At 66.4% G+C, this 12,869-nt stretch carries 15 protein-coding genes; 12 read left to right on the plus strand and 3 right to left on the minus strand.

Going from position 1 to position 12,869, the window contains the following annotated elements; translation table 11 throughout:
- The first annotated feature begins 6 nt into the window (after positions 1-6).
- Entirely contained in the window at positions 7-738 is a 732-nt protein-coding gene (trmD, locus tag ASF79_RS04715) for a tRNA (guanosine(37)-N1)-methyltransferase TrmD (protein WP_055852403.1), read from the plus strand.
- Here trmD and ASF79_RS04720 read toward each other — a convergent pair.
- Entirely contained in the window at positions 694-1,359 is a 666-nt protein-coding gene (locus ASF79_RS04720) for a helix-turn-helix domain-containing protein (protein ID WP_055852404.1), read from the minus strand. The genes trmD and ASF79_RS04720 overlap by 45 nt on opposite strands.
- A gap of 185 nt (positions 1,360-1,544) precedes the next feature.
- Between ASF79_RS04720 and ASF79_RS04725 the strand changes: the two genes are divergently transcribed.
- Together ASF79_RS04725 and ASF79_RS04730 are read left to right on the plus strand one after the other, a co-directional pair.
- On the plus strand, positions 1,545-3,095 hold the full coding sequence (locus ASF79_RS04725) for an NCS1 family nucleobase:cation symporter-1 (RefSeq protein WP_055852406.1): 1,551 nt from the start codon (positions 1,545-1,547) through the stop codon (positions 3,093-3,095).
- 35 nt (positions 3,096-3,130) lie between these two features.
- A complete protein-coding gene (locus ASF79_RS04730) occupies positions 3,131-3,868 on the plus strand; it encodes an aspartate/glutamate racemase family protein (RefSeq protein WP_055852408.1) in 738 nt (245 codons plus the stop codon).
- Between the two features lie 15 nt (positions 3,869-3,883).
- On the opposite strand, the gene map is transcribed toward ASF79_RS04730, so the two are convergent.
- Entirely contained in the window at positions 3,884-4,651 is a 768-nt protein-coding gene (gene map / locus ASF79_RS04735; protein WP_055852420.1) for a type I methionyl aminopeptidase, read from the minus strand.
- Positions 4,652-4,735: 84 nt separating this feature from the next.
- On the opposite strand from map, the gene ASF79_RS04740 reads away from it, so the two are divergent.
- The 9 genes from ASF79_RS04740 to ASF79_RS04780 all read left to right on the plus strand — a co-directional run bounded on the left by ASF79_RS04740 (position 4,736) and on the right by ASF79_RS04780 (position 11,699).
- On the plus strand, positions 4,736-5,239 hold the full coding sequence (locus ASF79_RS04740) for a hypothetical protein (protein WP_156366162.1): 504 nt from the start codon (positions 4,736-4,738) through the stop codon (positions 5,237-5,239).
- Between the two features lie 152 nt (positions 5,240-5,391).
- Positions 5,392-5,742, plus strand: a complete 351-nt coding sequence (rplS, locus tag ASF79_RS04745; protein ID WP_044442052.1) for a 50S ribosomal protein L19 — start codon at positions 5,392-5,394, stop codon at positions 5,740-5,742.
- 101 nt (positions 5,743-5,843) lie between these two features.
- A complete protein-coding gene (gene lepB / locus ASF79_RS04750) occupies positions 5,844-6,590 on the plus strand; it encodes a signal peptidase I (RefSeq protein ID WP_055774796.1) in 747 nt (248 codons plus the stop codon).
- A 35-nt stretch (positions 6,591-6,625) separates the two neighbouring features.
- The gene (locus tag ASF79_RS04755) at positions 6,626-7,249 is read left to right on the plus strand and encodes a ribonuclease HII (RefSeq protein WP_326942846.1); all 624 of its coding nucleotides are present in this window, start codon (positions 6,626-6,628) and stop codon (positions 7,247-7,249) included.
- 12 nt (positions 7,250-7,261) lie between these two features.
- A complete protein-coding gene (locus tag ASF79_RS04760) occupies positions 7,262-7,585 on the plus strand; it encodes a DUF2469 family protein (protein WP_044442048.1) in 324 nt (107 codons plus the stop codon).
- 105 nt (positions 7,586-7,690) lie between these two features.
- Positions 7,691-8,053, plus strand: a complete 363-nt coding sequence (locus ASF79_RS04765) for a YraN family protein (protein WP_055852426.1) — start codon at positions 7,691-7,693, stop codon at positions 8,051-8,053.
- Positions 8,050-9,582 carry a YifB family Mg chelatase-like AAA ATPase gene (locus ASF79_RS04770; protein ID WP_055852429.1) on the plus strand — a complete coding sequence of 511 codons (1,533 nt, stop codon included), beginning with the start codon at positions 8,050-8,052 and terminating at the stop codon, positions 9,580-9,582. The genes ASF79_RS04765 and ASF79_RS04770 overlap by 4 nt, the downstream gene beginning before the upstream one ends.
- 2 nt (positions 9,583-9,584) lie before the next feature.
- Entirely contained in the window at positions 9,585-10,829 is a 1,245-nt protein-coding gene (gene dprA / locus ASF79_RS04775; protein WP_235500667.1) for a DNA-processing protein DprA, read from the plus strand.
- A 9-nt stretch (positions 10,830-10,838) separates the two neighbouring features.
- Positions 10,839-11,699, plus strand: a complete 861-nt coding sequence (locus tag ASF79_RS04780) for an SDR family oxidoreductase (RefSeq protein ID WP_055852433.1) — start codon at positions 10,839-10,841, stop codon at positions 11,697-11,699.
- A 23-nt stretch (positions 11,700-11,722) separates the two neighbouring features.
- Here ASF79_RS04780 and ASF79_RS04785 read toward each other — a convergent pair whose 3' ends face one another.
- A complete protein-coding gene (locus ASF79_RS04785; protein ID WP_055774787.1) occupies positions 11,723-12,745 on the minus strand; it encodes a LacI family DNA-binding transcriptional regulator in 1,023 nt (340 codons plus the stop codon).
- Between the last annotated feature and the right edge of the window lie 124 nt (positions 12,746-12,869).

Below are 12,869 nucleotides of genomic sequence, written 5' to 3' on the forward strand. Positions count from 1 at the left end.
TTCAGGATGCGCATCGACATCGTCTCGATCTTTCCGAGCTTCTTCGACGCACTCGACATCTCTCTGCTCGGCAAGGCGCGCCAGTCCGGGCTCATCGAACTCGGGGTGCACGATCTGCGCGACCACACTCACGACCGGCATCGCAAGGTCGACGACACCCCCTTCGGCGGCGGCGCGGGAATGGTCATGAAGCCCGAGCCGTGGGGAGAGGCACTCGACGCGATCCTCGATGCCGAGCCCACCGCATCCGCGGCCCCGCTGGTCATCTTTCCCTCGCCGGCAGGCGAGGTGTTCACCCAGAAGATGGCGCGCGAGCTGTCGACCCGCGAGCACCTGGTCTTCGGATGCGGGCGGTACGAGGGCATCGATCAGCGCGTGTTCGACGACACGGCCGAGAAGGCCGAGGTGCGGTTGGTGAGCCTCGGCGACTACGTGCTGAACGGCGGCGAGGTCGCCGTCATGGCCATGATCGAGGCGATCGGCAGGCTCATTCCGGGAGTCGTCGGTAACCCCGAGAGTCTGGTCGAGGAGTCGCACGAAGACGGCCTTCTTGAGTACCCGAGTTACACGAAGCCGGCCGAATGGCGAGGCCGCGCCGTTCCTCCGGTGCTGCTCAGCGGCAATCATCGCCTGATCGCCGAGTGGCGTCGCGAGCAGCAGCTCGAACGCACCGCGCGGGTTCGTCCCGATCTTCTACGAGTGGACGATCAGCCAGACAGCGACGCAGGGCTCGCCTGACCGGTTGCTGAGGCGGTGCGGCCTCGTCGCGGGAAACGTGATCGAGTCTCCGGCCGACAGGGTCACATCTTCGCCCTCGAACGTGATCGTGAGGGTGCCCGAGGTGATACTGCCGATCTCGAACCCGTCATGCCGGATGAGGTCGCCGTGGGCGCTGCCCGTCGACCCTGCCGGGTAGGTGGACTCGAAGATCTCGAGGCCGGGCACCGGACCGGGGGAGAGCCTGCGATAGACGACGCCCGACTCCAGCTTCATGTCGGGCACGCGTCCGGCGCGTGAGATGACATAGCCGTCGCCCTCGACCGGCTCATCGGCGATGCCGGCGAGACGGTCGCCGAGCGTCGCGGCGGTGGTGGATGCTGCCGCCGATTCCGCTCCAGGAGCTTCGAACGCCGCCGACAGGGGAACACCCAGCGCGGTCACGATGGCGATCAGGCGGTTCACCGAGGGAACCATCACCCCGGTCTCGATCTGCGACACGGCGCTCGCCGAGATGTCGAGCGACCGAGCGAGCGCTCGAAGAGAGAGGCCGGATTGGGTGCGGAGTTCGCGAAGTCTTCGACCGAGGGACTCGTTCGCGCCCTGAGCCGCCTCGTCTCCGGACTCGAGCACGTTCGCCACCCGTCAATTGTCACATGCCTGTAACAGGCACGAAATCGTGCGGAGCGTGTTAAGCAATAGCTTTATGAGCACTAACGGAGCCCTGGGGAGCTGCCGGTTAGGGAACGTGGATCGACTCGGATCATCCACCGCCCACCACCCTCCAACCACACTGTCGCACCACCGATGAGAAACCGGAGAAATCCATGACCGAGGTCATCAACCCCCCTGGCCAGAAGCCCGGCGACGTGCTCGAAGCCGCCGGGCTGCCCACGGGCAGCGGCGTCGTCGAAGCGTTCCACGACCCGCGCCTCAGCAACGAGGATCTCGCGCCGCTCAAGAAGCAGACCTGGAGCGCCTACAACTTCTTCGCATTCTGGATGTCCGACGTGCACAGCGTCGGCGGCTACGTCACCGCGGGCAGCCTGTTCGCGCTGGGGCTCGCCAGTTGGCAGGTGCTCGTCTCTCTGCTGGTGGGCATCACGATCGTCTACTTCCTCTGCAACCTCGTCGCGAAACCCAGCCAGCAGTCGGGGGTTCCCTATCCGGTCATCTCGCGAACGGTGTTCGGCGTCCTCGGCGCCAACATCCCCGCGATCATCCGCGGCCTGATCGCGGTGGCCTGGTACGGCATCCAGACCTATCTGGCCTCGGCGGCGCTCGTCGTCGTCGCCCTGAAGCTCTGGCCCGAGCTCGCGGGCATCGCGGATGCCGACACCGTCGGTTTCGCGGGACTGTCGTTGCTCGGCTGGATCGCCTTCCTCATCCTCTGGGTCGCGCAGGCCTTCGTGTTCTGGCGGGGTATGGAGTCCATCCGCAAGTTCATCGACTTCTGCGGGCCGGCCGTCTACGTCGTGATGATCATCCTCGCCGTGTACCTCGTGTCGCAGGCGGGCTGGGAGAACATAGACCTGAACCTCGGTTCGGTGCAGTTCGAGGGCTGGGACGCGGTGCCCGTCATGCTCGGCGCGATCGCGCTCGTCGTGTCGTACTTCTCGGGCCCGATGCTGAACTTCGGCGACTTCTCGCGCTACGGCAAGTCGTACAAGGCGGTCAAGTGTGGAAACCTCCTCGGTCTGCCCCTGAACTTCCTCGTCTTCTCTCTTCTCGTCGTGATCTGCGCCTCGGCCACCGTGCCCGTCTTCGGCACGCTCATCACTGACCCCATCGAGACCGTCGCCCGCATCGACAACGTCTACGCGATCATCCTCGGCGCGCTCACCTTCGCCATCGCGACGGTGGGAATCAACATCGTGGCCAACTTCGTGTCGCCGGCCTTCGACTTCTCGAACGTCGCACCGCAGAAGATCTCGTGGCGCATGGGCGGCATGATCGCCGCGGTCGGAAGCATTTTGATCACGCCCTGGAACCTCTACTCGAGCCCGGAGATCATCCACTACACGCTCGACACGTTGGGCGCCTTCATCGGCCCGCTGTTCGGCGTGCTGATCTGCGACTTCTACATCGTGCGCAAGCAGACGGTCTATGTCGACGACCTCTACTCGATGAGCGAGAAGGGGCGCTACTGGTACAAGAAGGGCTTCAACCCGAACGCGGTCATCGCGACGGCGGTCGGAGCGGTCCTCGCGGCCAGCACCGTCTTCGTTCCCGTTCTTCAGGGCGCGGCGTCGTACGCATGGTTCATCGGCTGCGGAATCGGACTCGTCGTCTACTGGCTGGCGGAGAAGATCAGCCCTCAGGCCGCTCGCAGCATGCAGGCGGCCGAGGAGCACGAGACCGCCTCGGTCATCCAGTAATCCCACCCGTCGCATCACCGAATGGATACGCCCTCGTGCACATCACCGTGATCAACCCGAACACCACCCGGGCCATGACCGACATGATCGGATCGTACGCCCGGGGGGTGGCCGGCCCCGGAACGCGCATCAGTGCCGTGAATCCCTCGATGGGTCCGGCATCGATCGAGAGCCACTACGACGAAGCGCTGTCGGTTCCCGGTCTGCTTCAAAAGATCGCGGAGGGCGAGCGGGCGGGTTCTGACGGGTACGTCATCGCCTGCTTCGGCGACCCGGGGCTGGATGCCGCTCGCGAGCTCGCGGGCGGCCCGGTCGTCGGAATCGCCGAGGCGGCGATGCACGCGGCCACCCTCCTCGGTCGGAGCTTCAGCGTGGTCACCTCGCTCTCGCGAACGGTGGGGCGCGCACAGGATCTGGTGAGGCACTACGGCTTCGCCGATCGATGCGTGGGCGTCTACGCCTGCGACATCCCCGTTCTCGCGCTCGACGACCCGTCGACCAAAGCGGCGCAGGTGATCATCGAACTGTGTCGGCAGACGGTCGAGCGAGACGACGCCGACTCGATCGTGCTCGGATGCGCCGGGATGGCCGAGCTGTGCAGCTACATCTCGAGCGAGGTCGGCGTTCCCGTCATCGACGGGGTGAGCGTCGCCACCAAGCTCGTGGAGTCGCTCGTCACACTCGGCTACTCCACGTCGAGGCGAGACGAGTTCGCGCGGCCTCTGCCGAAGGCCTATTCCGGGAGACTGTCCGCGTTCGAACTGGTCGACTGAACGCGGAGCGACCGATTAGGAACGCGCGGTCAGGATGAGCGGGCCGTCCTCGGTGATCGCCACGGTGTGCTCCGAGTGCGCGCCCCGAGAACCGTCGGCGCTGCGCAGGGTCCAGCCATCTTTGTCGGTGACGATCTTGTCGGTCGTCTCGAGGAACCACGGCTCGATCGCGATGACGAGGCCCGCGCGCAGCGGGAGCCCACGGTTCGGGCGGCCGCTGTTCGGAACGTGGGGATCGCCGTGCATGGTGCGGCCCACCCCGTGTCCGCCGAAGTCGGTGTTCACGAGGTATCCGGCCTCGGATGCGACCTGGCCGATCGCCGCAGAGATGTCGCCGAGTCGTCCTCCCGGACGAGCCGCCGCGATGCCGGCCTCCAAAGCGCGCTCCGTCGTCTCGATGACGCGGAGGTCTTCTGCGCGGGGCGTGCCGACCACGATCGACACCGCTGAGTCGGAGACCCATCCGTCGACCGATGCCGCGAAGTCGAGACTGAGCAGGTCGCCATCGCGCAGGACGTAGTCGTGGGGGAGGCCGTGCAGCACGGCGTCGTTCACCGACGTGCACAGCACCTTGCCGAAGGGGCTGGCGCCGAACGACGGGTGGTAGTCGATGTAGCACGACTCGGCTCCACGAGACCGGATCATCTCGTGTGCGATCGCATCGAGCTTCAGCAGGTTCATGCCGACGGCGGCACGCGATTTCAGTTCGGTGAGCACGTCGGCGACGAAGCGCCCCGCCGCCCGCATCTCGTCGATTTCTGTGGGCGTGCGCAACTCGATCATGTGTCTATTCTGCCCGCTCTCGTGTTCGCCCGAGGCGCACATCATCCCAGCCAATTCCCGAGCTGCCGCGCCTAGCCTGAAGAGGTGATGATTCGTCGGGCTTTCTATTCGGTTCTGTTCCCTGCAGCGGTCATTCTCCCCGCGTGGCTGCTCGTCGGCAGCGCCATCTTCGGTGGCGGCGCCTGGGAGACCCTGGGGGTTCTCCTTGCCGGCATCGTGCTGTTCGTAGCGCTCGCCGCCATCGCCGGCATCGTCTACGCGCGGCCGGGTGTTCGCGCGTCCAAACTCGTCTCGTGGATCGACGTGGCCGTTCTCACCGTGATCTCGGCCGCAGCGATCACCCTCGGCCTCAATACGGCCGCATCGACGATCGCATCCGTTGTTCTGATCGTGGCGGTCATCGGAGGGTTCTGGGCCTCCGTGTGGCAGTTCTTCGTCGAGGCGCGCAAGCGCGTGCAGGATGCCTTCGCGTCGTTCGAGGTGCCGCCGACCACCCCCGGTGCCGGATTCCGACCGAATGAGGTGCCCGCGGGCATCCGGAACGACGGCGAGTACATCGTCATCGAGACGAGCCGCGACACTCATTGATTGTGGCGCAGGCGCCGCGTGTGGCAGAATAAACGATTGTGCCTCGGCCCGACTCTGCCACAGGGGAGTCTGCGATAAACGATGGCACCGAAACTCACACTTCTTTTACCCCGTAGTCGACCTGTGGCGGTTGCAGAGAGCGAATCATCATCATGAGCCACATTCTCGATTTCGTCGACGCGGCATCGCTGCGTAGCGACATTCCCGAATTCCGTGCCGGCGACAACGTCAAGGTGCACGTCAACATCGTTGAAGGTACGCGCTCGCGTATCCAGGTCTTCCAGGGCGTCGTCATCGGCCGCTCCGGCGAGGGCGTCCGCGAGACGTTCTGCGTGCGCAAGGTCAGCTTCCAGGTCGGCGTCGAGCGTACCTTCCCGGTGCACTCGCCGGTCATCGACCACATCGAGGTCGTCACCCGCGGTGACGTCCGTCGCGCGAAGCTCTACTACCTGCGTGCCCTCCGCGGCAAGAAGGCCAAGATCAAAGAGAAGCGCGACGCGTAACTCTCGCCTTCGAATCGTCTGACAGCCGAAACGCCGTCGGTCCTCCGATTCACATCCCTGAGCTCCCTGCCCATAAAATGGCAGGGAGCTCAGGCGGTTAAATGACAGAAACGACCATGCCATCGCGTACGTCACGCCGGCACAAGAATTCGCGCAGACAGCGCAGCACGCTGCTGTTCCTCCGCGACATCCTCATCATCTTCCTCGTGGCCGTTCTGGCCTCGGTGCTGATCAAGACCTTCCTCGTGCGGTCGTTCTACATCCCCTCGGGGTCGATGGAGAACACGCTTCAGATCAACGATCGCATTCTGGTGAACCAACTCGAGCCGAACCTCATGCCGATCGAGCGCGGCGACGTCGTCGTCTTCGCCGATCCGGGCGGCTGGCTGCCGGCCACGATCGAACCCGAGAAGGCGCCGGTCGCCGCGGCCCTCGACTGGGTACTCGAGACGGTGGGACTCACCGCGAGTGACGCCAACGACCATCTGATCAAGCGGGTCATCGGCCTGCCCGGTGACCACGTCACCTGCTGCAACGCGCTCGGGCAGATGTCGGTCAACGGTGTTCCGCTCGACGAGCCCTACATCAAGCTGCCCGACGGGCAGACGGCCGCCTCCGGAGTCGCCTTCGACGTGACCGTGCCCGAGGGCTCTCTGTGGGTCATGGGAGACAACCGCTACAACTCGAAGGATTCGCGGTTCAACCAGGATCAGCCCGGCAAGGGCTTCGTGCCGATCGACAACGTCGTGGGTCGTGCTCTGTGGATCACCTGGCCGACCGATCGCTGGACATTCCTCGACAACTACTCGGATGTGTTCGCGGGCGTCGAGAGCGAGGGATCGAAATAGCCGTCTCCGACCCGACCCTCACGGTCGAACGCGGCCTGGAGCGCCGTGGCGCGAGCCTCGTCATCGGAATCGATGAGGTCGGCAGGGGAGCGCTCGCCGGCCCTGTCGCCGTGGGCCTCTGCGTGATCCGCGCCAGCAGGCGTGCGCCCATTCCCGCGGGCCTGCGTGACTCGAAGATGCTCTCCGAGTCGGCGCGCGAGCGCATCGCCCCGCTTGCGGCGGAGTGGGCGCTCGACAGCGCCGTCGGGCTCGCGAGCCCGCAGGAGGTCGACGAACTCGGCATCATCGCGTGCCTCGGACTCGCCGCGAAGCGCGGGCTCGGCCTGCTCTATGGCCGCGGGGTGGATGTCGCCGGTTCCGTCATTCTGCTCGACGGCTCCCACGATTGGCTGGCCCCCGCCCTCACCACGCCTCTGAACGTCGTCACCCGGGTGAAAGCCGACCGTGACTGCGCGTCGGTCGCCGCGGCATCCGTCGTGGCCAAGGTGCACCGCGACCGTCTGATGATCGACCGCCATGTCGACACGCCTCACTATGGCTGGAACAGCAACAAGGGCTACGGAAGCACCGTGCACATGGAGGCAATCGCCAGCCACGGAGCCAGCGACTTCCATCGCCGCAGCTGGCTGAAGGAACCCGCCCTCGTTTCGACGCCGTAGACTGGGCGCACCATGGAAGATGATGAGATCGAGGACTACGACCGCGAAGTCGAACTGGCCCTCTACCGCGAATACCGCGATGTGGTCTCGCAGTTCAAGTACGTGATCGAGACCGAGCGCCGGTTCTATCTGGCCAACGACGTCGAATTGGTTCGCCGCGACACCGAGCACGACTTCTACTTCGAGCTCGTGATGAACGACGTGTGGGTGTGGGATGTCTACCGCTCCGACCGCTTCGTCAAAAGCGTGCGCGTGCTGACCTTCAAAGACGTCAACGTCGAAGAGCTGTCGACGAAGGACTTCGAGCTTCCGAAAGAACTCGCGCTCGACGAGTAGGCGTCTTCTCCTCGGTCGTGCCTGTGGAGAGTGGGTTTCGCCCGTTCTCTCAGTGTGACCTCTGCCGCCATTCACGCGCTGCCATCCTCGATGGCGGAGGCGCGAATGAAAGCAAAAGATGCCCTGGGTCGCCGGGGCGAAGACGTGGCGGCGAGCTACCTCGTAGACCAGGGCTTCGACGTTCTCGAACGCAACTGGCGGTGTGAGCACGGAGAGATCGATCTCGTCGGCGTAGACGGGTGCGACACGGTGTTCGTCGAGGTCAAGACGCGATCGTCGACGGCGTTCGGGCATCCCTTCGAGGCGATCACCGACGCGAAGCTGGCACGGTTGCGTCGGCTCGCCTCCGCGTGGTGCGACGCACAGAAAGGCGCACGACCCGGCGTCATCCGCATCGATGCGGTGTCGGTGCTCATCCGAGACGGCGGCATGCCCGTCGTCGAGCACCTCCGCGGGGTCTTCCGATGATCGGCACCACGACGGCCGTGGCGCTGCTGGGGTTGACCGGCCAGATGGTCGAGGTCGAGGCCGACATCACCCCGGGCCTTCCGTCGTTCACCATCATCGGGCTGCCCGATACGGCGCTGTCGAATGCGCGCGAGCGGGTGCGGCACGCCACCAGCAACGCGGGCTGCCCCTTGCCGGCGAGGCGCATCACGGTGAACCTCTCGCCCGCCGCACTGCCGAAGTTCGGCCCGGTCTTCGACCTCGCCATCGCTATGGCGCTGCTGGCGGCCGCACGCAGCATCAGCGCCGAATCGATCGGGCGGGTGGTGCACCTCGGCGAGCTGGGACTCGACGGCCGGTTGAGGCCGACGAGCGGCATCCTCCCCGCGGTGGCCGCTGCTGCGCGATTGGGGTTCACCCGATTCATGGTGCCTACGGGCAACGCCGACGAAGCGGCCCTCGTGCCCGGCATCACGGTCATTCCCGTCGCCTCCGTCCGTGACGCGGCGATCTATCACGGCAGTACACTCCAAGCTCAGCCCGTCGACCCGATCCTGCTCGCGAGAGAGAGCGCCACCGAGACCCCGGTGCTCGAACTGGCCGATGTGGTCGGCAATCGCGACGCGACTCAGGCCCTCGTGGTCGCCGCTGCCGGCGGTCACCATCTCTTCATGCTCGGCCCACCCGGCGCTGGCAAGACCATGTTGGCGGCCCGATTACCGGGGCTGCTTCCCGATCTCGGTGCCCTCGAATCGCTCGAGGTCAGTTCGCTTCGCTCGCTCAGCGGCGAGGTCGTCGGCTCGCAGCTCATCACACGCCCGCCGCTCGAGAGCCCGCACCACACGGCGACCGCGGCTGCGCTGGTGGGCGGCGGCTCGCGACAGATCAGACCCGGAGCTGCCGCCCGCGCTTCTCATGGCGTGCTCTTCATCGACGAGGCTCCCGAGTTCAACTCCTCGGTGCTCGACGCGCTGAGACAGCCGATCGAGACGGGTGTCATCAGCATTCATCGAGCGAACGCGGTCGCCTCGTTTCCGGCGACGTTCCAGCTGGTGCTCGCGGCGAATCCGTGTCCGTGCGGCCAGTACGGCGCCCGTGACTCCGAGTGCACCTGCACCCCGCACGCCCGTCGGCGCTATCTCGGTCGGATCTCGGGGCCTCTGATGGACCGCATCGACATCCAGTTGCGTGTGCAGCGCATCACCGCCGCTGAGCTCCGCATGGCCGACGGTGCCGAGCGACTCGATACGTCTACGGCGCGGGCGACCGTCATCGCGGCGCGGGCTCGGTCGGCGGAGCGGCTCGCGAAGACGCCGTGGAGGGTGAACTCGCAGGTTCCCGGCTCCTGGCTTCGCACGGGACCGCGTCGGCTGCATCGCGCCACCACAGCCTCGCTCGACCGAGCGCTCGAACGAGGAGGACTCACGATGCGCGGATACGACCGGGTGCTGCGCCTGGCATGGACCGTCGCGGATCTCGACTCGGTCGAGTCTCCGACGGCGGAACACGTCGGGCGAGCCCTGTACCTGCGGAAGTCGTTGCAGTCGTGAGCATGTTCGGGTTGGACTCGCGTCAGGTCATGGGCCTCGCCTCCGCCGTGTCGTCTGGCGTGCACACGGAGGTCGACGAGGCGCTTGCGGCCGAGATCTTCGCCAGAGCATCCTGGACGGGCATCGCCGAGCCGGGCGATTCCGTCGCGGGTGCGCTCGTGTCGTCGTTGGGCGCGGTGGCTGCCCTCACTTCTCTCGTCGATTCATGGACCGTCGATCGAGTCACGGCCGAAGCCGCCAGCACGGGGGCCGACCCGGTCGCCGCGCATGACCTCGCGCTCGCCTTCGAGCGCTGGCGGCCGCGTCTGGTGTCGAGCGCGGTCATTACCGCGCTTCGACAAGCCGCGAGGGTGTCGGCCCGACTTCTTCTTCCGTCAGACAGGAGCTGGCCCTCCGCGGTCGACGACCTCGGCGTGCACGGCCCGATCGCACTCTGGGTGCGGGGTGTCGATGCAGCCTTGGATTCGCTCCCGTCGTCGGTCGCCCTGGTCGGTGCGCGTGCGGCCACGGGTTACGGAGAGCACATGGCGATGGAACTCGGAGCTGGTCTGAGCGACAGGGGAGTGTCTGTGGTGTCGGGCGCCGCCTACGGCATCGACGGCATGGTGCATCGGTCTGTGCTCGCGAGCGGCGGGCTCACGGTCGCGTTCCTCGCCGGCGGTGTCGATCGCTTCTACCCCAGCGGCCACGACGCCCTGCTGGGGCGCATCGCCACCGTCGGTGCCGTCGTCTCCGAGTTGCCCTGCGGTTCGCCGCCGACCAAATGGCGCTTTCTGCAACGCAATCGCTTGATAGCAGCGGCGAGTGTCGCGACCGTCGTCGTCGAGGCCGGCCGCCGTTCGGGCTCGCTCAACACCGCGGCGCACGCGGCATCCGTCGGGCGGCCCCTCGGCGCGGTCCCGGGTCCGGTCACGTCTCCGTCGTCAGCGGGGTGCCATCGTCTGATCAGAGAATTCGATGCGGTGTGCGTCACGAGCGTCGACGAGGTGCTGGAGCTCGCGTCCGGCATGGCCGATGGTGCGGCGCAGCCGGAGCTCGATATCGGCCTCGACGCGGCATTCGACAGGCCACCGCCCGACCACGTGCGTGTGCTCGATGCGCTGAGCGCTCGATCGGCCCGCACGACGAGCGATGTGGCCCGGCGCACCGGCATGTCGATGGGGGCGACGGAGGGCGTGCTGGGCCTGCTCGCACTAGACGGGATGGCGGTCGAGGGCGAGGCCGGGTGGAAGAAGGAGAAACGGTAGCGTGAAGGCATGAGCATTGCAGAGTCCCGTACGGACAGTGTCCCGGCGATCGCTGTCACCGGATCGACAGGTCATCTCGGCGGACGAGTGGCGACGGCCATCGCAGAGCGCGGAGAGGCGCAGACGCTGGTGGTGCGAGACGCCAGCCGGGCGCCTCAGCTCGCGGGTGCGCGGGTGCGCGAGGCGACTTATCGAGACGGCGAGGCGAGTCGGGCCGCACTCGAGGGGGTGCAGACGCTGTTCATGGTCTCTGCCTCGGAGAGTGCCGACCGCGTCGACGAGCACCGCTCGTTCATCGATGCCGCCGCAGCGGCCGGCGTTCGGCACATCGTCTACACGTCGTTCTTCGGCGCGCACCCCGAGGCTGTGTTCACGCTCGCGCGCGATCACTTCGCGACTGAGCAGCACATCAGAGACTCCGGAATGAGCTTCACGTTTCTGCGCAACAACTTCTACATGGACTTCTTCGCCCTCCTGCCCGGAGAGGACGGCGTGATTCGCGGGCCCGCTGGCAGCGGTCGTGTCTCGGCCGTCAGCAGGGCAGACCTGGCCGATGCCGCGCTCGCGGTGCTGATCGATCCGAGCGCGCACAGCGGCGCCGTCTACGAGCTGACGGGCCGCGAGGCGCTGAGCCTCGACGAGGTCGCCCGAATCATCACCCAGAAGACGGGGCGCTCGGTCACCTTCCACGACGAGACCCTGCCCGAGGCGTACGAGTCTCGTGCCGGCTACGGCGCGCCATCCTGGCAGGTCGACGCTTGGGTGTCGACGTATACGGCGATGGCTGCCGGAGAACAGGAGCGCATCACCGATGACATCCGAGCTCTGACAGGGCACGACCCTCAGACGCTGGCGGAGTTCCTCGACTGATCGTGACCCTCGGAGGCCGTGTCTCAGGCCGAGTCGCGCCAGACGATAGCCGTCTCGAGGAACGTGCCCGCGGTATCCACAGTCTCGCCTCTGAGCTGAGCCAGCACGCTTTCGGCGGCCCGTCGACCGAGTTGCCCTGCCGGCTGGTGAACCGTCGAGAGCGGGGGCTGTGCCCGGGTCGCCCAGGCGCTGTCGTCGAATCCCACGACGCCCACGTCGGCGGGAACAGACCGGCCGACCTCGCGGAGGACATCGAGCACACCGGCCGCCATGGCGTCTGACGCAGCGAAGACGCCGTCGATGTCGGGCGCGCGGTCGAGCAGCAGGCGCATGCCGTCGATGCCGCTCGCGTGTGCGTACAGTGGCGTCGTGATCACCAGCTCGGGGTCGAAGGCGTCGCCCATCGCGGCGCGGAAGCCCGCCATGCGGTCCTGTCCGGAGTCGCGGTCGAGGCCCGCGGCGATCATGCCGATTCGACGTCGACCGGTCTCCTTGAGTCGTGTCGTGATCGCCTTCGCGGCGCTGAAGTTGTCGATGCCCACGTAGGGGATGCCTTCGATGTCGACGGGATGACCCACGAAGGCTGCCGCGATACCGAGCTCGGCGACCACCTTGGCTATCGGATCGTGGGCGCGCGCCGACACGATGATCACTCCGTCGACGAACCCGCCGCTGAGGTACTCCGCCACCCTATGACTGTCGCGTTCGGAGTCGATGACGAGCGAGACGAGCTGATAGTCGGCGTCGGACAGGGCGGAGTTGATGCCCAGCAGGATGCTGCCGATGTTGGGGTCTTCGAGAAAGAGCGAGTGAGGTTCGTGCACGACGAGGCCCACCGCGTGAGACTGCCGCGTGGCCAGGTTGCGCGCCGCGCTGTTGCGAACGTAGCCCACCTTCGAGATGGCGTCGGTCACGGCGGAACGCGCGGCCTCCGAGACGTACGCCTCAGAGTTCAGCACCCGAGACACGGTGCCGCGCGAGACGCCCGCGACCGCGGCCACATCGTTGATGGTCGCGCGTGTGGCGGCGGCTCGACGGGCGGTCATATGCCCACTGTACTGGGCTGAAAGTCTGCTGGGTGGCTTGCCATCGGACGGCCGGAATTGACACCTCGATATCCGTGTGCATATTCTGGGAGCGTTCCCAGAACCGGCCATCTTTTTTTGTTCG

The sequence above is a fragment of the Agreia sp. Leaf335 genome, assembly GCF_001423605.1.
Classification (GTDB): Bacteria; Actinomycetota; Actinomycetes; order Actinomycetales; family Microbacteriaceae; genus Agreia.

What these genes read in the sequence shown, in the direction of transcription:
- ASF79_RS04785 (WP_055774787.1), bottom strand. Translation starts at nt 12,745, where the DNA reads ATGACCGCCCGTCGAGCCGCCGCCACACGCGCGACCATCAACGATGTG.
- ASF79_RS04780 (WP_055852433.1), top strand. Translation starts at nt 10,839, where the DNA reads ATGAGCATTGCAGAGTCCCGTACGGACAGTGTCCCGGCGATCGCTGTC.
- ASF79_RS04725 (WP_055852406.1), top strand. Translation starts at nt 1,545, where the DNA reads ATGACCGAGGTCATCAACCCCCCTGGCCAGAAGCCCGGCGACGTGCTC.
- ASF79_RS04760 (WP_044442048.1), top strand. Translation starts at nt 7,262, where the DNA reads ATGGAAGATGATGAGATCGAGGACTACGACCGCGAAGTCGAACTGGCC.
- ASF79_RS04770 (WP_055852429.1), top strand. Translation starts at nt 8,050, where the DNA reads ATGATCGGCACCACGACGGCCGTGGCGCTGCTGGGGTTGACCGGCCAG.
- lepB (WP_055774796.1), top strand. Translation starts at nt 5,844, where the DNA reads ATGACAGAAACGACCATGCCATCGCGTACGTCACGCCGGCACAAGAAT.
- map (WP_055852420.1), bottom strand. Translation starts at nt 4,651, where the DNA reads ATGATCGAGTTGCGCACGCCCACAGAAATCGACGAGATGCGGGCGGCG.
- ASF79_RS04765 (WP_055852426.1), top strand. Translation starts at nt 7,691, where the DNA reads ATGAAAGCAAAAGATGCCCTGGGTCGCCGGGGCGAAGACGTGGCGGCG.
- rplS (WP_044442052.1), top strand. Translation starts at nt 5,392, where the DNA reads ATGAGCCACATTCTCGATTTCGTCGACGCGGCATCGCTGCGTAGCGAC.
- trmD (WP_055852403.1), top strand. Translation starts at nt 7, where the DNA reads ATGCGCATCGACATCGTCTCGATCTTTCCGAGCTTCTTCGACGCACTC.
- dprA (WP_235500667.1), top strand. Translation starts at nt 9,585, where the DNA reads ATGTTCGGGTTGGACTCGCGTCAGGTCATGGGCCTCGCCTCCGCCGTG.